General features: G+C 68.5%; 17 protein-coding genes. 7 read left to right on the top strand and 10 right to left on the bottom strand.

What is annotated here, in order from left to right; genetic code table 11:
• Window positions 1-4 precede the first annotated feature (4 nt).
• Genes ACAM42_RS12630 through ACAM42_RS12620 form a run of 3 tightly spaced genes read left to right on the top strand, consistent with a single transcriptional unit; the run spans window position 5 to window position 3,863 of the window.
• Window positions 5-1,192 carry an ABC transporter substrate-binding protein gene (locus ACAM42_RS12630; RefSeq protein WP_307586122.1) on the top strand — a complete coding sequence of 396 codons (1,188 nt, stop codon included), beginning with the start codon at window positions 5-7 and terminating at the stop codon, window positions 1,190-1,192.
• Between the two features lie 8 nt (window positions 1,193-1,200).
• Window positions 1,201-2,034 carry an ABC transporter ATP-binding protein gene (locus tag ACAM42_RS12625; protein WP_095744716.1) on the top strand — a complete coding sequence of 278 codons (834 nt, stop codon included), beginning with the start codon at window positions 1,201-1,203 and terminating at the stop codon, window positions 2,032-2,034.
• Between the two features lie 11 nt (window positions 2,035-2,045).
• Window positions 2,046-3,863 carry a long-chain fatty acid--CoA ligase gene (locus tag ACAM42_RS12620; RefSeq protein ID WP_369632198.1) on the top strand — a complete coding sequence of 606 codons (1,818 nt, stop codon included), beginning with the start codon at window positions 2,046-2,048 and terminating at the stop codon, window positions 3,861-3,863.
• 16 nt (window positions 3,864-3,879) lie between these two features.
• Here the strand turns inward: ACAM42_RS12620 and ACAM42_RS12615 are convergent, their stop codons facing one another.
• Both ACAM42_RS12615 and clpB read right to left on the bottom strand, forming a co-directional pair.
• Window positions 3,880-4,209: a hypothetical protein gene (locus ACAM42_RS12615; RefSeq protein ID WP_223301262.1), complete on the bottom strand. Its 330-nt coding sequence runs from the start codon at window positions 4,207-4,209 to the stop codon at window positions 3,880-3,882.
• Window positions 4,210-4,218: 9 nt separating this feature from the next.
• Window positions 4,219-6,840: an ATP-dependent chaperone ClpB gene (gene clpB, locus ACAM42_RS12610; RefSeq protein WP_369632197.1), complete on the bottom strand. Its 2,622-nt coding sequence runs from the start codon at window positions 6,838-6,840 to the stop codon at window positions 4,219-4,221.
• Between the two features lie 148 nt (window positions 6,841-6,988).
• Here clpB and ACAM42_RS12605 point away from each other — a divergent pair, with 148 nt between their 5' ends.
• Entirely contained in the window at window positions 6,989-7,981 is a 993-nt protein-coding gene (locus tag ACAM42_RS12605) for a Bug family tripartite tricarboxylate transporter substrate binding protein (protein WP_369632196.1), read from the top strand.
• A gap of 116 nt (window positions 7,982-8,097) precedes the next feature.
• Window positions 8,098-8,934: a phosphatase PAP2 family protein gene (locus tag ACAM42_RS12600; protein WP_369632195.1), complete on the top strand. Its 837-nt coding sequence runs from the start codon at window positions 8,098-8,100 to the stop codon at window positions 8,932-8,934.
• A 16-nt stretch (window positions 8,935-8,950) separates the two neighbouring features.
• Here the strand turns inward: ACAM42_RS12600 and ACAM42_RS12595 are convergent, their stop codons facing one another.
• Window positions 8,951-9,436, bottom strand: a complete 486-nt coding sequence (locus tag ACAM42_RS12595) for a molybdenum cofactor biosynthesis protein MoaE (RefSeq protein ID WP_062472978.1) — start codon at window positions 9,434-9,436, stop codon at window positions 8,951-8,953.
• A 36-nt stretch (window positions 9,437-9,472) separates the two neighbouring features.
• Here ACAM42_RS12595 and ACAM42_RS12590 point away from each other — a divergent pair, with 36 nt between their 5' ends.
• On the top strand, window positions 9,473-10,498 hold the full coding sequence (locus ACAM42_RS12590; RefSeq protein WP_369632194.1) for a hypothetical protein: 1,026 nt from the start codon (window positions 9,473-9,475) through the stop codon (window positions 10,496-10,498).
• A 238-nt stretch (window positions 10,499-10,736) separates the two neighbouring features.
• Window positions 10,737-11,642: a 4-hydroxy-tetrahydrodipicolinate synthase gene (gene dapA / locus ACAM42_RS12585; RefSeq protein ID WP_369632193.1), complete on the top strand. Its 906-nt coding sequence runs from the start codon at window positions 10,737-10,739 to the stop codon at window positions 11,640-11,642.
• On the opposite strand, the gene ACAM42_RS12580 is transcribed toward dapA, so the two are convergent.
• The 7 genes from ACAM42_RS12580 to ACAM42_RS12550 are packed head-to-tail and all read right to left on the bottom strand — an operon-like array spanning window position 11,629 to window position 18,748.
• On the bottom strand, window positions 11,629-11,880 hold the full coding sequence (locus tag ACAM42_RS12580; RefSeq protein ID WP_062472983.1) for a MoaD/ThiS family protein: 252 nt from the start codon (window positions 11,878-11,880) through the stop codon (window positions 11,629-11,631). The two genes, dapA and ACAM42_RS12580, sit on opposite strands and share 14 nt — an antisense overlap.
• A gap of 8 nt (window positions 11,881-11,888) precedes the next feature.
• Window positions 11,889-13,178 carry a gephyrin-like molybdotransferase Glp gene (glp, locus tag ACAM42_RS12575; RefSeq protein ID WP_369632192.1) on the bottom strand — a complete coding sequence of 430 codons (1,290 nt, stop codon included), beginning with the start codon at window positions 13,176-13,178 and terminating at the stop codon, window positions 11,889-11,891.
• A complete protein-coding gene (mobB, locus tag ACAM42_RS12570) occupies window positions 13,171-13,716 on the bottom strand; it encodes a molybdopterin-guanine dinucleotide biosynthesis protein B (RefSeq protein ID WP_095744706.1) in 546 nt (181 codons plus the stop codon). Before mobB ends, glp begins: the two co-directional genes overlap by 8 nt.
• A gap of 16 nt (window positions 13,717-13,732) precedes the next feature.
• Entirely contained in the window at window positions 13,733-15,148 is a 1,416-nt protein-coding gene (gene thrC, locus ACAM42_RS12565; RefSeq protein WP_369632191.1) for a threonine synthase, read from the bottom strand.
• Window positions 15,145-16,467, bottom strand: a complete 1,323-nt coding sequence (locus ACAM42_RS12560) for a homoserine dehydrogenase (protein ID WP_369632190.1) — start codon at window positions 16,465-16,467, stop codon at window positions 15,145-15,147. The genes thrC and ACAM42_RS12560 overlap by 4 nt, the downstream gene beginning before the upstream one ends.
• Before the next feature lie 14 nt (window positions 16,468-16,481).
• The gene (locus tag ACAM42_RS12555; RefSeq protein ID WP_369632189.1) at window positions 16,482-17,519 is read right to left on the bottom strand and encodes a DUF1176 domain-containing protein; all 1,038 of its coding nucleotides are present in this window, start codon (window positions 17,517-17,519) and stop codon (window positions 16,482-16,484) included.
• A complete protein-coding gene (locus ACAM42_RS12550) occupies window positions 17,516-18,748 on the bottom strand; it encodes a pyridoxal phosphate-dependent aminotransferase (RefSeq protein ID WP_062472994.1) in 1,233 nt (410 codons plus the stop codon). Before ACAM42_RS12550 ends, ACAM42_RS12555 begins: the two co-directional genes overlap by 4 nt.
• Window positions 18,749-18,753: the final 5 nt, after the last annotated feature.

The raw sequence follows: 18,753 nt of genomic DNA, 5'->3' as shown, positions 1-18,753 counted from the left end.
ACACATGCCCAAGACAACGAAGAAGCTTTCCCCCCAGCGCCGCGCCCTGCTGATCGCCGCGGGCCTGGCCGCCGCCGTGCCCTTCGCGGCGAACGCGCAAGGCAACGAGGACATCGTCATCGGCGGCTCGATTCCCATGACCGGCGTGTTCGCCTTCGCGGGCGTCGGCATCAACGCCGGCATTGCCGACTACGTGAAGATGGTCAACGACGCGGGCGGCATCAAGGGCCGCAAGCTGCGCTACGTGCCGGAAGACACGGGCTACAAGGTCGACGTGTCGGTGGCGGCCTTCAAGAAGATCACGAGCCAGAACAAGGTCAACCTCTACTACGGCGATTCCACCGGTTTCTCGAAAACCATCAACCCCGAGCTGGACCGCGGCGGCCAGATTTTGATGGCGGGCGCCTCGTTCGCCACCGAGCTCAACGACCCGGCCAAGTACCCGAATCAGTTCCTGGTCGGCCCCGACTACACCGAGCAGATCGGCATCCTGCTGCGCCACATCGCCAAGGAAAAGCCGGGCGCGAAGGTGGCCTTCGTGTACTCCGATTCCGAGTTCGGCCGCGACCCCATCGAGGCCAGCGAAGCTGCTGCCAAGAAGCTGGGCCTGAGCGTGCCGGTGAAGCTCATGACGCCCGCGGGCAGCGTCGACGTGTCGACCGAGGTCATCAAGCTGCGTCGCGCCGCGCCCGACTACACGATCTTCCACGGCTACATCCTGGCGCCCATTCCCGAGTTCGTGCAGCAGGGCAAGCAGATGGGCATGACCAGCAAGTGGATGGGCACCTTCTGGACCATGGACAGCTCCACCGTCATGAAGATGGGCGAAGGCGGCGACGGCTTCATGGGCGTCATGCCCTACCGCTACTACTACGACACCTCGGCCAAGGCGCCGATGCTCGACAAGATCCGCGCGCTGCGCCCCGAGTACCAGAGCACGGCCTACACGCAGGGCTTCCTCACGGCGATGCTGTTCACCGAAGCCGCCAAGCGCACGCTCGACGCCGGCAAGCCGCTGGACGGCAAGAACCTGAAGGCCGCGCTCAACACCATCAAGGACTTCGACACCGGCGGGATCATCGGCACGCCGATCACCATCAAGGGCAACTCCATTCCCGTGGGCCGCGTCTACAAGGCCGACATGAAGGCGCAGAAGATGGTGCCGGCGTCGGACTGGATCGCACTGAACTGACCGACACGATGGACGCGCGCGCGGCACCGCCCGACCTCGTCTTGGAGGTCAACAACATCGAGGTGGTCTACAACAAGGTCGTGCAGGTGCTGCGCGGCCTGTCGCTGGCCGTGCCGCGCGGACAGATCGTGGCGCTGCTGGGCAGCAACGGCGCGGGCAAGTCGACCACGCTGAAGGCGGTGTCGGGCCTGCTCGCGCTGGAAGACGGCGAGGTCGAGGCCGGGCGCATCGTGTTCGACGGCGCACCCACCGAGCGGCTCGCGCCGCAGCAACTGGTGCGGCGCGGCCTGAGCCATGTGATGGAAGGCCGGCGCGTGTTCGAAGACCTCACGGTCGAAGAGAACCTGGTGGCCGCGACCTACGCGCTGACCGGCCGCACGGGCGTCGCGCCCGCGTCGCGCAACTTCGACGACGTCTATGCCTACTTCCCTCGCCTGCACGAGCGCCGCAAGGGCCTTGCGGGCTATCTCTCGGGTGGCGAGCAGCAGATGCTCGCCATCGGGCGCGCGCTGGTCGCGCAGCCTCAACTGATCTTGCTCGACGAGCCCTCGCTGGGCCTCTCGCCCAAGCTGGTCGAGGACATCTTCACGATCATCGCGCGCATCAACGCCGAGCGCGGCACCTCGATGCTGCTGGTGGAACAGAACGCCAGCGTGGCGCTGGCCATCGCCCACACGGGCTACATCATGGAAAGCGGCAAGGTCGTGATCGACGGCAGCGCCGAGCGCCTCGCCGCCGACCCCGACGTGCGCGAGTTCTACCTGGGCGTGGGCGGCAGCGGCGAATCGCGCAGCTTCCGCGAGCTGAAGCACTACAAGCGCCGCAAGCGCTGGCTGTCATGACGACCCCGACGATGAACGCGCTCCCTTCGCTCACCCTGCCGCAGATGCTGCGCGAGCAGGCACGCCTGCAGCCGCAGCGCATCGCGATCCGGCAGAAGGACTTCGGCATCTGGCATCCGCTGGACTGGGCCGGCTACCTGCAGCGCGCGAGCCGCTTCGGCCTGGGCCTGCACGCGATGGGCCTCGCGCCCGGCGGGCACCTGGGCGTGATCTCCGAGAACCGCGTCGAGTGGCTGCTCGCGCAGATGGGCGCGGGGCTCATCGGCGCCGTGACCGTGGGCGTGTACCCCACCAGCCCGAGCAACGAGGTCGCCTACGTGGTCGGTCATGCGGACATCGAGGTGATCGTCTGCGAGGACCAGGAGCAGACCGACAAGGTGCTCGACGCCCTCGACCAGCTGCCGCGCCTGCGCAAGATCGTCGTGATCGAGACCAAGGGCCTCGCGAGCTACCCGCCCGAGGTGCGCGAGCGCATCGCGACCTTTGCGGAAGTCGAGCAGGCCGGCGCCGAGGTGCTGGCACGCGACGGCACCGCGCTGATCGACGCCGCGCTGCAGCGCCAGACGCTCGCCGACATCGGTTTGATGATCTACACCTCGGGCTCCACCGGCAAGCCCAAGGGCGCGATGATTTCGTACCGCAACATCCGCGGCGTCGTGCCTGGCATCGTCGATCGGCTCGGGCTCGACGGCGGCACCACGCACCTGTCGTACCTGCCGCTGTGCCACGTGGCCGAACAGATGCTCACGGCCTTCGTGCCGCTGTACCTGGGCTCGCAGGTCAACTTCGGCGAATCGATCCGCACCGTGCAGGAAGACCTGCGCGAGGTGGCGCCCACCATGTTCCTCGGCGTACCGCGCATCTGGGAAAAGCTGCACGCGGGCATCAGCATCAAGATGCAGGAAACAGGCAGATTGCAGCGCGCACTGTTCCGCAAGGCCATCGAGGCCTGCGCGCCGCTGGCCGAGAAGCCGCGCAGCGCCTGGACGCTGGCCGAGCGCGGCCGCTTCGCCCTCGCCTACTGGACCGTGCTGCGCGCGCTGCAGAACTTCATCGGCCTGCGCCGCGCGCGCATCGCGCTCACGGGCGCGGCGCCGATCCCGGCGGACGTGGTGCGCTTCTTTCGCACGCTGGGCGTGCCGCTGGTCGAGGTGTACGGGCTCACCGAATCGACCGGCATGGTCTCGGGCCACCGCGCCGACGCCGTGACCATCGGCACCGTCGGCCCGCCCACGCTGGGCACCGAGCACCGCGTGGGCGAAGCCGGCGAGCTGCTGGTGCGCGGCGACATGGTCTTCGAGGGCTACTACAAGAACCCCGAGGCCACGGCCTCATCGATCCGCGATGGATGGCTGCACACGGGCGACGTGGTGCGCGAGGAAGCCGGCGGACAGCTGCGCATCGTCGACCGGCTGAAGGACATCATGATCACCGCCGGCGGCAAGAACCTCACGCCCTCGGAGATCGAGAACACCATGAAGGGCAGCCCCTTCATCAAGGAATGCATCGTGGTGGCGGACGGCCGCAAGTTCGTGGGCGCGCTGCTGCAGATCGACTACGAGACGGTCGGCAAATGGGCCGAGGCGCAGCGCCTGCCCTTCACGCATTTCCGCTCGCTGGTGGAAGAACCCAAGGTGCGCGCGCTGATCGAGGCCGAAGTGGCGCGCGGCAATGGGAAGCTGGCGCAGGTGTCGCAGATCAGGCGTTTTCACCTGCTCACCAAAGAGTTGGACCATGACGACGGTGAAGTCACCGCGACCATGAAGGTGCGGCGCTCCAGCATCTACAAGGCCTACGCCGACGAGATCGAGGCGCTGTACAGCGCCTGATCGGGAAGAAAAAGGATCAGTCGCCGCGCACGGGCCGGGCCCGCACGTCGGTCACATCGTCGGCGGGGCCCAGCACGACCGGGCTGCGCACCGATTCGCCGCGCGCACGGGCGCTGACCACGTCGGCCGCCGTGGGCTCGGCCGGCTGTTGTGCCGCATGGCGAAAACGGTCGAAGCCTGAGCGCGGGTTGAAACGCATGACCCAGGGCGTCACGGGCTTGCCCGTGAGGCGCCCCCAGGCGTAGCGCACACCCCACACCGCCGCCAGCAGCAGGGCCGCCACGGCCAGGCTGGCCGCGAAGACCAGCCCCAGGAGCAGAAGAATGACGCGAAGAATGAAGTTCATCATCCGACTTTAGGCCGATGCAGCCGCCGTTGGTTCCCCGCCCTTTCGGAACGAGAACTGGCCCGGCGACTGGATCGGGTCGGTTTCGACCTCGATCGTGTCCTTCGGCCCGAAGCTGCCGTCCAGCAACAGCTTCGAGAGCGGGTTCTCGATGCGCTGCTGGATCGCACGCTTGAGCGGCCGCGCACCGAACACCGGGTCGAAGCCGACCTTGGCGATCTCGGCCAGCGCCGCAGGCGACACCTGCAGGCCCAGGTCCATCTTCGCCAGGCGCGCCTGCAGCACCTTGAGCTGGATCGCGGCGATCGATTCGATGTTCTTCGCGTCGAGCGCGTGGAACACGACCGTCTCGTCGATGCGGTTCAGGAACTCGGGGCGGAAGTAGTTCTTCAGCTCGTCCCACACCGCTTCCTTGATCTCCTCGCTCGGCTGGCCCACCATCGACTGGATGATCGGCGAGCCGATGTTGCTGGTCATCACGATGACGGTGTTCTTGAAGTCCACGGTGCGGCCCTGGCCGTCCGTGAGGCGGCCGTCGTCGAGCACCTGCAGCAGCACGTTGAACACATCGGGGTGGGCCTTCTCGACCTCGTCGAGCAGCACCACGCTGTAGGGCTTGCGGCGCACGGCTTCCGTGAGGTAGCCGCCCTCTTCGTAGCCCACGTAGCCCGGCGGCGCGCCGATGAGGCGCGCGACCGAGTGCTTCTCCATGAACTCGCTCATGTCGATGCGGATCAGGTGGTCTTCGCTGTCGAACAGGAAGCCCGCAAGCGCCTTGCACAGCTCGGTCTTGCCCACGCCCGTGGGGCCGAGGAACAGGAACGAACCCGTGGGGCGGTTCGGATCGCTCAGGCCCGAGCGCGAGCGGCGGATCGCGTTGGCGACCGCACCGATGGCTTCGTCCTGGCCGACCACGCGCTCGTGCAGCTTGTCTTCCATGACGAGCAGCTTGTCGCGCTCGCCTTGCATGAGCTTGGCGACCGGGATGCCGGTGGCGCGCGCCACGACCTCGGCGATTTCTTCCGAGCCGACCTGCGTGCGCAGCAGCGTGGGCGCACTGGACTTGCCCTTGCTCGCTTCGCTTTCCTCGGCTTCCTTCAGGCGCTTCTCGAGCGCCGGCAGCTGGCCGTATTGCAGCTCGGCAACCTTGTTGAAGTCGCCCTTGCGCTTCCACTCTTCGATCTGGAACTTGATCTTGTCGATGTCTTCGCGCACGTGCGCGCTGCCCTGGGCCTGGGCCTTCTCGGCCTGCCAGATCTCGTCGTAGTCGGCGATTTCCTTTTGCAGCTTGGTGATCTCGTCCTCGATGAGGCCGAAGCGCTTCTGCGAGGCTTCGTCCTTCTCGCGGCGCACGGCTTCGCGTTCGATCTGCAGCTGGATCAGGCGGCGGTCCAGGCGGTCCATTACCTCGGGCTTGGAGTCCATCTCGATCTTGATCTTGGCCGCGGCCTCGTCGATCAGGTCGATGGCCTTGTCGGGCAGGAAGCGGTCGGTGATATAGCGATCAGACAGCTCGGCCGCGGCCACGATGGCCGGGTCGGTGATCTGCACGCCGTGGTGCACTTCGTACTTCTCCTGCAGGCCGCGCAGGATGGCGATGGTGGCCTCGACGCTGGGCTCGCCCACGATGATCTTCTGGAAGCGGCGCTCCAGCGCGGCGTCCTTCTCGATGTACTTGCGGTATTCGTCCAGCGTGGTGGCGCCCACGCAGTGCAGCTCGCCGCGCGCGAGCGCGGGCTTGAGCATGTTGCCCGCGTCCATGGCGCCTTCGGCCTTGCCGGCGCCGACCATGGTGTGCAGCTCGTCGATGAAGACGATGGTCTGGCCTTCGTCCTTCGCGAGTTCGTTGAGCACGGTCTTCAGGCGCTCCTCGAATTCGCCGCGGAACTTGGCACCGGCCAGCAGCGCGGCCATGTCGAGCGACAGCACGCGTTTGCCCTTGAGCGACTCGGGCACCTCGCCCGCGACGATGCGTTGGGCCAGGCCCTCGACGATGGCGGTCTTGCCCACGCCGGGTTCGCCGATGAGCACGGGGTTGTTCTTGGTGCGGCGTTGCAGCACCTGGATGGCGCGGCGGATTTCCTCGTCGCGGCCGATGACCGGGTCGAGCTTGCCCAGGCGGGCGCGCTCGGTGAGGTCCAGGCAGTATTTCTTGAGGGCTTCGCGCTGGCCTTCGGCGTCGGCGCTGTTCACGCCCTGCCCGCCGCGCACGGCCTCGATGGCGGCCTCGAGGGACTTGCGGCTCAGGCCGTTGTCCTTGGCGAGCTTGCCGATGTCGGCCTTGCTGTCGGCCACGGCGAGCAGAAAGAGTTCGCCCGCGATGAACTGGTCATTGCGCTTGATGGCTTCCTTCTCGGTCGCCTGCAGCAGCTTGCCCAACTCGGGGCCGACCTGCACGATGTCGTGGCCCTGCACCTGGGGCAGTTTCTTGATGGCGCCCTCGGCGGCCTGCAGCAGCCCGGGCACGTTGACGCCAGCACGCTCCAGCAGGGCGCGCGGGCCGTCGTCCTGGCGCAGCATCGCGACCAGCAGGTGGGCCGGTTCGATGTAGGCGTTGTCGCTGCCAAGGGCGAGCGACTGGGCGTCGCTCAGTGCTTCCTGAAATTTGGTGGTGAGTTTGTCTTGTCGCATGGTGGTATTCCTGCATCCAAAATAGGGCTGTTCGGGCACGATTCAAGGTTGCGAATCGGATTTGCACCCTGGGCACGGGTATTGCACCGGGCCCCGCACCATCCTGCCGTAGGCATTTCTCTCTTTCTTTATTCGAATGGAGTCGATCATGGTTTTTTCAATGCAGCGCGTCCAACCGATGCGCCGCGCGTTCAGCGTGGGTCTCCTGGCAGCGGCCATGGGCATGGCCGGCCTGGCGCAGGCCCAGAGCGGCACGCCGGTGCGCCTCTTGGTGGGTTTTCCCGCCGGCGCGGGCACCGACGCCATTGCGCGCACCCTGGGCGAAAAACTCAAGGACGTGCTGGGCGTGCCCGTGGTGGTCGAGAACCGCGCGGGCGCGGGCGGCCAGATCGCGGCGCAGGCGCTGAAGGCGGCGCCGGCCGACGGCCACACGCTGTTCCTGTCGCATGACCACTCCATCTCGATCCTGCCGCAGGTGGTGAAGAACCCGGGCTTCAACCCCGCCACCGACTTCGTGCCCGTGGCCGGCTTTGCCACCTTCGCCAACGTGCTGGCGGTGTCGGGCGGCACGCCGGCCAAGAGCATCGACGAGTACGTGAAGTGGATCCGCACGCAAAAGGGCGGCAAGGAGACCATCGGCGTGCCCGCACCGGCGTCGATCCCCGAGTTCCTCGTGAAGATGATCTCGGACAAGTACAAGATCGACGTGCAGCCCGCGCCCTACCGCGGCAGCGCGCCCATGACGGCCGACATGCTGGGCAACCAGATCACGGCGGGCATCGCCTCGGTGCCCGACTTCATCGAGAACCACCGCGCCGGCAAGGTGCGCATCGTGGCCTCCATCGGCGCCAAGCGCCAGGCGCTGCTGCCGAACGTGCCGACCTTCACCGAGCTGGGCTTTGCGAACCTGGAAGACCTGCCCTACTACGGCATCTTCGCGCCAGTGGGCACGCCGCAAGCCGTCATCGACAGGTACGGCGACGCGCTGCAGAAGGTGCTGGCCATGCCCGACGTGAAGCAGAAGCTCACCACCATGGGCCTGACGGTCGGCTACGAGCCCCAGGGCCAGTTCGCGGGCCGCGTGCGCACCTACACGCAGACCTGGGAAAAGATCATCCAGGCGAGCGGCTTCAAGCCCTGAGTCGCGCGATCTGGTACGACCCGGCACGGCCGTCACCTGGGTGATCTTCCGGCCCGGCGGGGCCCCTCTACGATGGGCCCTCGCCTTCCAACAACAAAGCCGGAGACACATCCCTCATGCGATTCACGACCCTCGCCGCCTCGCTGGCGGCCGCGCTGCTGCTCGGCGCCTGCGGCAGCACCGCGCCGATCTCCCCCGCCGAAGTCGGCGAATTGCGCCCGGGTTCGGGCTACCTCAAGGGCTACCTGCCGGCGGCCGAGCTGCCCGACAGCCTCGCCTTGCTGCCGGCGCCCCCGGCCGAAGGCTCGGCCGCGCTGGCGGCCGACGGCGCCACCTTCCGCGCGCTCACGGCCCTGCAGGGCACGCCGCGCGGTGCGCTGGCGGTGCAGGACGCCAACCTCAAGTTTCCGAAGGCCGCCGAGGTGTTCTCGTGCGCGCTGGGCATGCCCATTTCCGAGCAAGCCACGCCGAACCTGAACATGCTGCTGCGCCGCACGCTCGCCGATGCCGGCTCGGCCACCTACAAGGCCAAGAACACCTACAACCGCACGCGCCCCTTCGTGGCGTTCAAGACCGGCAGTTGCACGCCCGCCGAAGAAGCCTCGCTGGCCAAGGACGGCTCCTACCCCTCGGGCCACTCGGCCGTGGGCTGGGCCTGGGCGCTGGTGCTGACGGAGCTCGCCCCCGAACGCGCCGATGCGCTGCTGCAGCGCGGCCGGGCCTTCTCGCAGAGCCGCGCGATCTGCGGCGTGCACTGGCAGAGCGACATCGAGAACGGCCGGCTGGTCGGCGCGGCGACGGTGGCGAAGCTGCACACGAATCCGGTGTTCCAGGCGCAGATGGCGGGTGCCCGCTCGGAGATTGCGAAGGCACGCGCGGCGGGTGCGGTGCCCGCTCAGGATTGCGACGCGGAAGCCAAGGCGCTGGCGACCTCGGCGCTGATCGCACCGTAAGTCTCGACCGCGCTGCTCAGGTGGCGCTGTTCGAGGCGGCGATGCCCCAGCGCGCCAGCGCCTCGTCGTCGGTCACGCGGGCATCGACCCAGCGCGCGCCCTCGGGCGTCTGCTCCTTCTTCCAGAACGGGGCCTGCGTCTTCAGGTAGTCCATCAGGAACTCGCAGGCCTGGAAGCTCTGGCCGCGGTGGGCGGACACCACCGCCACCATCATGATCTGGTCCAGCGGCTGCAGCAGCCCCACGCGGTGGATGACGCGCGCGCCCAGGATGTCGAAGCGCCGGTGGGCTTCGTCGATCATGGCCTCGATGGCCTTCTCGGTCATGCCGGGGTAGTGCTCCAGCTCCATCGAGGCGATGGTGCTGCCGTCGTTGCGGTCGCGCACGGTGCCGATGAAGCTGCAGACGGCGCCGACGCGCGCGTCGGCCGCGCGCAGGGCGGCGATCTCGGCACCGGCATCGAAGTCGGCCGTCTGGATGGAAACGCGAGGGAGCGAGGACATGCCCAAATTGTGGCACTGCCGCCCTACACTGCGCCGATGCCGGCCCCCACGTCGCAGCCCCTGACACCCGACGATGTCGAGATGCTGCGGCGCGTCGACCTTGCCGCGCGCACCCCGGCCGCCGGCCTGGCGGTGCTCGCCGTGCTGCTGGCGGGCTGCGCCCTCGTCTTCGTGGTGATCGGGCGGCTGGCCGGCGCCCCGCCGGGCCTGGCCCTGGCGATGAACGCGGCGGCACTGGTCACCTTGCTGCTGGGCGTGTGGCTGTTCACCCATCGGGCGCGGATCGACCGGCGCCTGGCCCAGGCCACCCGCGAGGCCCTGGCGAAAAATAGCAAGTTCACCGTGGCCGGCACCGTGGACCACGTGGCCGCCCTGCCCGGCGGCGCGCTGCGCTACACGGTCGACGGCCAGTTCCACGTCGACGTCGTGCCGGTGCTGGGCCTGGACGCGCCTCGCAGCCACGCCACGGGCCGACCACTGACGGCGGTGCGGCACCTGGCGCAGGCGCCCGTCGAGATCGAATGCGTGGCGCGCGACAACGCCGTGCATCTGCTGCTGCGCACGCGTTATCCGATGGCGCGCCAGGCCATGCGCAGCGAGCGGCCAGCCACCTCGCGCGACCGTCGGCGCGCCGGGCGCTCGGACCGCCGCTTCATGAGCGTCGTGCTGGCGGGCGGCGCGGTCCTGGCGATCGGGACGGCGTGGGCCGACGGTTTTCGCCCGGGCTTCGGCCTGTTCATGGCGGGGTACGCGGCCGCCATCTGTGCGCTGGTGTTCGCGGTCGGCGTGCTGCCGCAGCTGCTGCGCGCACGCCGGTTCACGCACCTGCACACGGTGAGCGGGCCGGTCACCGAAATCCTCACGGCCCAGGTGCCGCAGGGCAAGCACACGGCGGAGGTGCGCTGGTTCCGGGTCGACGGCCAGCTGTTCGGCGCGCTCGACCTCAAGACCGACGCGCAGCTGGGCAACCAGGTCACGGTCGAATTCCTGGGCAATGCCCGCGCCGCCGAGGGCGGCCGTGTCGTGAGCCTGCAACGCAGCGCCACCGCACCGCCGGCCTAGGCGCGACAATGCAGCCCATGCCTTCGCGCCGCACGTCCATCCGCCTCTCGCCTTCGTTCGAAGGCCAGGCACGCGCGCGCCAGGGCAACAAAGCCAAAAAACCAAAGCTCGTCTGACCGGAGCCGAGGTTCCGTCGTCGGATGAGCGACGGAACCTGCCAAGGCTTTGGCCCCTCTTGGGTTGCGCGCGCATCGGACGGTGGTTCTTTCCATCGGTCGATTCCTGAAAGGAAGCCTGCGTGCCACATCAACAACCAACCGCCGACACCGCCACCGCCACCGATTTCTCGGGCCTGTGGGTCGCCCTCGTCACCCCGTTCCGCGACGGCGCCGTCGACCACACCGCCCTGGCGGCGCTCGTGCGCCGGCTCGCCAACGACGGCGTGACCGGCTTCGTGCCCTGCGGCTCGACCGGCGAAGCCGCCGCGCTCGACGAGGCCGAGCAGCTGGCCGTGCTCGACACCGTGCTGACCGCCGCGGGTGGCCTGCCGGTCGTGATGGGCGTGTCGGGCTACCACCTGGGCAAGACCACGGCATGGGTGCGCAGGCTCTCGGAACGCCCGCTGGCGGGCCTGCTGGTGGCCGCGCCGCACTACATCCGCCCGTCGCAGGCCGGCGTGCTCGAGTGGTTCCACGCCATCGCCGATGCCAGCACGGTGCCCGTGCTGGTCTACGACATCCCCTACCGCACGGGCGTGACCATCTCGCGCGAGACGATGCTGGCGCTGGCCGAGCACCCGCGCATCCGCGGCATCAAGGACTGCGGCGGCGACATGGCCAAGACGCGCGCGGTGATCGCCGACGGCCGGCTGCAGGTGCTCACGGGCGAAGACCACCAGATCTTCGCCACCATGGCCGAAGGCGGCGTGGGCGCCATCGCGGCCAGCGGCCATGTGCAGACGAAGCACCTCGTGCGGCTGGTGCGCCTGCTGGCCGAGAACCGGCTGGCCGAGGCGCGCGCCGAATGGCAACCGCTGCAACCGCTGCTGGAGATGCTGTTTGCCGAACCCAACCCGGGCCCGCTGAAGGCGCTGCTGGCGCATGCGGGCGAACTGCGCGACGAACTGCGCTCGCCGATGACGCGCGCGTCGGACGGCCTGCGCGAGCGCCTCGTGGCGCTGGACGCGCGGCTCAGCCGCCCGTGACGGGCGGGAAGAACGCGACTTCGCAGTCGTCGTTCAGCGCGGCGGCTTCGTCGCTCATGGCCTGGTCGAGCGCCATGCGCACGGCCTTGCCGCGTGCGAGCGCAATGGCGTAGGCCCCGCCGCGGGCTATGAGTTCGTCGCGCAGGGCGGCCAGCGTGCCGGCGGCCGTGTCGACGGTTTCACCGCTGCTGGACAGTGCCTCGCGCACGGAGGCGAAATAACGGATGCGGACCTTCATGGGGTGGTTCAGCCGAGCAGCGATGCGAGGGGAATGAAGTTCACGGTGTCGCCGGCCTGGATGGTCCGGCCCGCCGGGTTGTCGACCAGCCCGTCGCCCCAGACCATCGAGGTGAGCACGCCCGAACTCTGGTTGGCGAACAGGTCGAGCCCGCCCGCCGCGTTCCGCCGCACGCGCAGGAACTCGCGGCGCTTGTCGGCGCGCGGCCAGTCGAAATCGGCGCGCAACGGCACGGCCGCGGGCGCCACGCGCGTGGCGCCCTGCAGCGCGAGCAGGAAGGGCCGCACCAGCATCAGGAAGGTCAGGAAGCTCGACACCGGGTTGCCGGGCAGCCCCGTGACATGGCAGGCGCCCTGCCCGTTCCTTCGCGCGATCGAGCCGTAGGCAAAGGGCTTGCCGGGCTTCATCGACAGCGACCACAGCTGCAGCTCGCCGAGCGACTGCAGCGCCGCGCGGATGTGGTCTTCTTCGCCGACCGAGACGCCGCCGGTGGTGATGATCAGGTCGTTCGCCTCGGCCGCCTCGCGCAGCGCGGCGATGGTGGCCTCGCGGTTGTCGGGCACGATGCCCAGGTCGTTCACCTCGCAGCCCAGGCGGTGCAGCAGCGCGCGCATGAAGAAGCGGTTCGAGTTGTAGATCGCACCGGGCTTCATCGCGTCGGGCGCGACCTCGCCGGGCATCACCAGTTCGTCGCCGGTGGAGAGCATGGCCACGCGCGGCTTGCGCGCGACCTGCAGCTTGTCGAAGCCGACGCTGGCGGCCAGGCCGAGCGCGGCGGGCGTGAGGCGTTCGCCGCGCTGGAGGACCACGTCGCCCGAGGCCACGTCCTCGCCTGCGCGGCGCACCCACTGGCCGGCCACGGGCGCGATGGCGATGCGCACCGACCCCAGGCCGCCCTCTTGAGGCGTGGCGGCCGTGTCTTCCTGCATGACGACCGCGTCGGCGCCTTCGGGAATCTGCGCGCCCGTGAAGATGCGCGCCGCCGTACCAGCCGCGAGCGGCGTGCCGACGGTGCCGGCGGGAATGCGCTGCGTCACGGCCAGCTCGGTGCCGGGCGTGGCGCAATCGGCCGCGCGCACGGCGTAGCCGTCCATCGCGCTGTTGTCGCGCGGCGGCACGGTGAGGCCCGAGACGAGGTCCTGCGCCAGCACGCGCCCGTCGGCGTCGAAGGTGCCGACGCTTTCGGCCGGCAGCAGCGGCCGGGCCTTGGCGAGCAGCACCGCGATCGCTTCATCGAGCGGCATCAACGGCGGGCGCGAGGACGAGGCGGCGAAGGGAACGGGAGAGGAATCAGCCATGGTGTCCGGGGTTGTAGTCGAAGCGCTCGCCGCTGTCGATCAACCACGTGGCAATGGCCTCGGCGTCGTTGAGGTCGAGCACCGGGCGCGCCGTGGCCTCGGGCAGGCCGTCCGGCGCATCGGTGGCGATGGCGGTGACAAAGGGGTCGTCGATGTAGAGCGCGGGGCGCGGCGCCTCGCCGTCGCCGCTCGGTCGCCAGACCTCGATCTTGAGCACGTCGCTGTGCCGGAAGCCCTCGACCAGTGCCCAGTCGACCGCCGGATGCAGCTCGGCGAGCAGCTGGTGCACCGTGAGCTCGACCGGCACCTCGAATTCGCGCATCAGCGCCAGCCGCTGGTCGGACGCGACGACCACCTCGAAGGCCCCGGCCTGCCGGTGGCGCCAGGTGTCCTTGCCGACGTGGTCGATGTCGAAGCGGTGGTGCGCATGCTTGACCACCGACACGCGCAGCCCGCGCTGCTTGAGCACGGGAATCAGGCGTTCCACCAGCGTGGTCTTGCCTGCGCCGGAATACCCGGCGAAGCCGACGACCTTCATGCCGCGGACGCCCCGGTCAGTCGCAGTGCTGGGCGATGTAGGCCTTGACGGCCTCGGCATCGGCCGGCAGCTGGACCACGCGCTTGGGCAAGGCTTCGATGCCTTCGAACTTCTTCGGGCGCGCGGGCTCCTCGCCCAGCGCCTCGACCACCGTGGCCGCGAACTTGATCGGCAGCGCAGTCTCGAGCACCACCATCGGCACGCCGGGCGTGAGCTGCTCTCGCGCGGCCTTGAGGCCGTCGGCGGTGTGCGGGTCGATCAGCGTGGCGAAGCGCTTCTCGGTGTCGCGGATCATCGCGAGCCGGTCGGCGTGCGTGCTGCGGCCGCTGCGAAAGCCGAAGCGCTCGGCAGCCTGCTTGAACGCCGGGTCGGCGCTCAGGTCGAAGCTGCCCGTCAGGCCCAGGTCGTCCACGAACAGCTGGCGCAGGCGGGCCGCGTCGCGGCCGACCAGGTCGAACACGAAGCGCTCGAAGTTGCTGGCCTTGCTGATGTCCATCGACGGGCTGGAGGTTTCGTGCGTGTCGACCGCCGCGCGCACGCGGTACACGCCGGTGCGGAAGAACTCGTCGAGCACGTCGTTCTCGTTGGTGGCGACCACCAGCGTCTGGATCGGCAGGCCCATCATGCGTGCCACATGGCCCGCGCAGACGTTGCCGAAGTTGCCCGAGGGCACCGTGAAGCTCACGGGCTTGTCGTTGCTCGCCGTGGCCTGGAAGTAGCCCGCGAAGTAGTAGACGACCTGCGCCAGCAGGCGCGCCCAGTTGATCGAGTTGACCGTGCCGATGCGGTACTTGCGCTTGAAGCCCAGGTCGTTCGACACCGCCTTGACGATGTCCTGGCAGTCGTCGAACACGCCGGTGATGGCGATGTTGTGGATGTTGGCGTCCTGCAGGCTGAACATCTGCGCCTGCTGGAACGGGCTCATGCGCCCGTCTGGCGAGGTCATGAAGACGCGCACGCCCTTCTTGCCGCGCATGGCGTACTCGGCCGCGCTGCCCGTGTCGCCGCTGGTGGCGCCCAGGATGTTGAGCTCGGCGCCGCGGCGGGCCAGTTCGTACTCGAACAGGTTGCCCAAGAGCTGCATCGCCATGTCCTTGAAGGCCAGCGTGGGGCCATTGGACAGGGCTTCGAGGTACACGCCATCTTCGAGCTCGCGCAGCGGCACGATCTCGTCGGTGCCGAACACTTCCGCCGTGTAGGTCTTCGCGCAGATCGCCTTCAGGTCGGGTGCAGGAATGTCGTCGATGTACAGCGACAGGATTTCGAAGGCCAGCTCGGCGTAGGGCAGCGTGCGCCATTTGGCGAGCGTGGCGGTGTCGACCTGCGGGTACGTTTCCGGCAGGTACAGGCCGCCATCGGGCGCCAGGCCTTCAAGGAGGATTTCGCAGAAGCGCTTGCGGTCGGCGTGGCCGCGGGTGCTGAGGTAGTTCACTTCAACTCTTCCTTGCGGATGCGCACGATGGGCTCGAGCACGGTCGGCAGCGCCTGCAGCTCGGCCATGACGTCGTCGACGGTGCCTTCGCGCGCGTCGTGCGTGAGGATGATGAGGTCGGTCTGCGTCGACCCCTCGCCGCCCACTTCGTCGGCTTCGCGCTGCAGCACCGCGTCGATGCTGATGCCGGCGGTGGCCAGCAGGCCCGTCACCTTGGCGAGCACGCCGGCCTGGTCGGCCACGCGCAGGCGCAGGTAGTAGCTGGTGACGACCTCGGCCATCGGCAGCACCTTCAGGTCGCTCATCGCGTCGGGGTGGAAAGCCAGGTGCGGCACGCGGTGCGCGGCGTCGGCGGTGTGCAGGCGCGTGATGTCGACCAGGTCGGCAATGACGGCGCTGGCGGTCGGCTCGCTGCCGGCACCCTTGCCGTAGTACAGCGTGGTGCCGACGGCGTCGCCGTGCACGACCACGGCGTTCATGGCGCCCTCGACGTTCGCCAGCAGGCGCTTGGACGGCACGAGCGACGGGTGCACGCGCAGCTCGATGCCCTGGGCGGTGCGCTTGGTCACGCCCAGCAGCTTGATGCGGTAGCCGAGCTGTTCGGCGTACTTGATGTCCTGTGCGGCGAGCTTGGTGATGCCTTCGACGTGGGCCTTGTCGAATTGCACGGGAATGCCGAAGGCGATGGCGCTCATCAGCGTGACCTTGTGCGCGGCGTCGACGCCTTCGATGTCGAAGGTGGGGTCGGCTTCGGCGTAGCCCAGGCGCTGGGCTTCCTTCAGCACGGTGGCGAAGTCCAGGCCCTTGTCGCGCATCTCGGACAGGATGAAGTTGGTGGTGCCGTTGATGATGCCGGCCAGCCACTGGATGCTGTTGGCCGTGAGGCCTTCGCGCAGCGCCTTGATGATCGGGATGCCGCCGGCCACCGCGGCCTCGAAGGCCACCATCACGCCCTTGGCATGCGCGGCCGCGAAGATCTCGGTGCCGTGCACGGCGAGCAGCGCCTTGTTGGCCGTGACCACGTGCTTGCCGGCTGCGATGGCTTCGAGCACGAGCTGCTTGGCAATGCCGTAGCCGCCGATGAGCTCGATGACGATGTCGATGTCGGGGTTGGCGATGACTTCGCGCGCATCGGCGACCACCTTCACGCCTTCGCCGGCCACTTCGCGGGCACGGGCGGTGTCGAGGTCGGCCACCATGGTGATCTCGATGCCGCGGCCGGCGCGGCGCTTGATTTCTTCCTGATTGCGCTGGAGCACCTTGAAGGTGCCGCTGCCGACCGTGCCTGCACCGAGCAGGCCTACTTGGATGGATTTCATGGGAGGGGTCGCGTTCATGGTTTGGATGGGGTGAGAGACGGTGCTGCGGCGTCCACGAGGCGGCTGACGTAGCGCGGCAGGCTCCAGGCGCCGCCCGCAAAGCCGCGGCACATGCCGTCGCCGTTCGCACCGGTGCGCACGAAGGTCGTGCCGTTGAAGTGCCAGGTTTCGCTCGACCAGCAGTCGCCGATGCCGCGGCCCTTCATGGAAGAGGTGACGCTGGCGTCCTTGTCGTCGAACTCGCCGCTCGCCTCGAGCGACACGGGCGCATAGGGCGGCTTGTCGTTGGCGGTCCAGAGCAGCGTGGTGTAGTTGTACGCGCCCACGCCGCAGCCCAGCGCCAGAAGCACCTTGCGGTCGCTCAGGCGGTGAACCTCCACCGACCTGGCGTTGACCTGGTCCTGGTTGTTGCACCGCTCGCGCGCGTCTTTGAGGTCGAGCGACGGAAAGATGCGCGCGGCTAGCGCGTCGTCGCCAGGCCGCGCCTTCGGCGGCTTGACCACCTGGACGACGGGCATGGGCACCGGCGGCAGCACGGAAGATTCGGGCTTGGCGCCCTTGCGCACCAGCGCACCCGGGGTGCCGACGCGGCCTTGCGTTTCGTCCATTTTCAGCAGCACGGCGTTGAGGCCGGCGAGCGACAGCGTCCACTTCTTGCCGCCGTTGGCCGTGACGGTGGCGTCGTCGCTCTTGAGCAGCTCGGGCAGCACGGCGCGGATCTGGCCCTGGTCGAAGCTGGCGGTTCCCGCGTCGAGGCCGGACAAGGCGGCCTTGCCGACCTTGAAGCGCAGCGGCCCCTTGGCACTGCCGTCATCGCCGATCTGCAGTTGAATATCGAGGGCCGTGTTCGGCCCGGCCACGCGGGTGATCAGCATCGACACCTGCTGGTACTCCCCGCTGTCCGCCTGGTAGCCGGCGGCGCGGCAGGTCAGCGTGTTGTCGCAGACCAGCTCCCAGTCGTTGTGCGAGAACGAGACCGGCTCTTTCTTCCCGGCCGCGCCGACAGACAGTGCGCCCAGCAGCAGCGCGGCAGCGACGCAGGCGGATTTCATGGTCCCGTCTTGCGACGCAACCGGTACTGCTCCAGGAACTTGGCGATGCGGTTGATGGCCTCGCGCAAGTCGTCTTCATGGGGCAGGAACACGATGCGGAAGTGGTCCGGCGTGGCCCAGTTGAAGCCGGTGCCCTGCACCAGCATCACACGGGTTTCCTTCAGCAGCTCGAGGAAGAACTGGCGGTCGTCCGCGATCGGATAGACCGCGGGGTCGAGCTTGGGGAACATGTAGAGCGCAGCGCTGGGCTTGACGCAGCTCACGCCGGGAATAGCGGTGATCAGCTCGTAGGCCAGGTCGCGCTGGCGGCGCAGGCGCCCGCCCTCGCACACGAGGTCGTTGATGCTCTGGTAGCCGCCGAGCGCCGTCTGGATCGCCCATTGGCCCGGCACGTTGGCGCACAGGCGCATGTTCGAGAGCATGTTCAGGCCCTCGATGTAGTCGCGGGCGCTGCGCTTGTCGCCCGACACCACGAGCCAGCCGGCACGGTAGCCGCACGAGCGGTAGCTCTTGGACAACGAATTGAAGGTCAGCGTGAGCACGTCGGTCGACAGGCTGGCGATGGCCGTGTGCTTCACGCCGTCGTACAGCACCTTGTCGTAGACCTCGTCGGCGAAGATCACGAGTCCGTGCTCGCGGGCGATCTCGACGAGGCTCTTGAGCAGCTCGTCGGAATAGAGCGCGCCGGTCGGGTTGTTCGGGTTGATGACCACGATGCCCTTGGTGCGGGGCGTGATCTTGGCGCGGATGTCAGCCAGGTTCGGCATCCAGCCGTTGTCCTCGTCGCACAGGTAGTGCACCGGCGTGCCGCCCGACAGGCTCGTGGAGGCGGTCCACAGCGGGTAGTCGGGGGCCGGCAGCAGCAGCTCGTCGCCGTCGTTGAGCAGCGCGTTGGTGGACATGGCGATCAGCTCGCTGGCGCCGTTGCCCAGGTAGATGTCGTCGAGCGTGACGCCCGCGATGCCCTGCTTCTGGGTCTCGTGCATCACGGCCTTGCGCGCCGCGAAAACGCCCTTGCTGTCCGAGTAGCCCGCCGAGGTCGGCAGGTTGCGGATCATGTCCTGCTGGATCTCCTCAGGCGCATCGAAGCCGAACACGGCGAGGTTGCCGATGTTGAGCTTGATGATCTTCTGGCCTTCTTCCTCCATCTGCTTGGCGGCGTCCATGATGGGACCGCGGATGTCATAGAGGACGTTGGCCAGCTTGGCCGATTTCTTGAGCTGCTTCAAAGGGG

The organism is Variovorax sp. V35 (assembly GCF_041154465.1).
Lineage (GTDB): Bacteria > Pseudomonadota > Gammaproteobacteria > Burkholderiales > Burkholderiaceae_C > Variovorax > Variovorax boronicumulans.
The sequence above is the reverse complement of the archived record's forward strand: the minus strand, read 5'-3'. Positions and strand labels throughout refer to the sequence as shown.

Coding starts and splice junctions, on each gene's coding strand:
- ACAM42_RS12630 (WP_307586122.1), top strand. CDS start 5: ATGCCCAAGACAACGAAGAAGCTTTCCCCCCAGCGCCGCGCCCTGCTG.
- ACAM42_RS12625 (WP_095744716.1), top strand. CDS start 1,201: ATGGACGCGCGCGCGGCACCGCCCGACCTCGTCTTGGAGGTCAACAAC.
- ACAM42_RS12620 (WP_369632198.1), top strand. CDS start 2,046: ATGAACGCGCTCCCTTCGCTCACCCTGCCGCAGATGCTGCGCGAGCAG.
- ACAM42_RS12615 (WP_223301262.1), bottom strand. CDS start 4,209: ATGAACTTCATTCTTCGCGTCATTCTTCTGCTCCTGGGGCTGGTCTTC.
- clpB (WP_369632197.1), bottom strand. CDS start 6,840: ATGCGACAAGACAAACTCACCACCAAATTTCAGGAAGCACTGAGCGAC.
- ACAM42_RS12605 (WP_369632196.1), top strand. CDS start 6,989: ATGGTTTTTTCAATGCAGCGCGTCCAACCGATGCGCCGCGCGTTCAGC.
- ACAM42_RS12600 (WP_369632195.1), top strand. CDS start 8,098: ATGCGATTCACGACCCTCGCCGCCTCGCTGGCGGCCGCGCTGCTGCTC.
- ACAM42_RS12595 (WP_062472978.1), bottom strand. CDS start 9,436: ATGTCCTCGCTCCCTCGCGTTTCCATCCAGACGGCCGACTTCGATGCC.
- ACAM42_RS12590 (WP_369632194.1), top strand. CDS start 9,473: ATGCCGGCCCCCACGTCGCAGCCCCTGACACCCGACGATGTCGAGATG.
- ACAM42_RS12580 (WP_062472983.1), bottom strand. CDS start 11,880: ATGAAGGTCCGCATCCGTTATTTCGCCTCCGTGCGCGAGGCACTGTCC.
- glp (WP_369632192.1), bottom strand. CDS start 13,178: ATGGCTGATTCCTCTCCCGTTCCCTTCGCCGCCTCGTCCTCGCGCCCG.
- mobB (WP_095744706.1), bottom strand. CDS start 13,716: ATGAAGGTCGTCGGCTTCGCCGGGTATTCCGGCGCAGGCAAGACCACG.
- ACAM42_RS12560 (WP_369632190.1), bottom strand. CDS start 16,467: ATGAAATCCATCCAAGTAGGCCTGCTCGGTGCAGGCACGGTCGGCAGC.
- ACAM42_RS12555 (WP_369632189.1), bottom strand. CDS start 17,519: ATGAAATCCGCCTGCGTCGCTGCCGCGCTGCTGCTGGGCGCACTGTCT.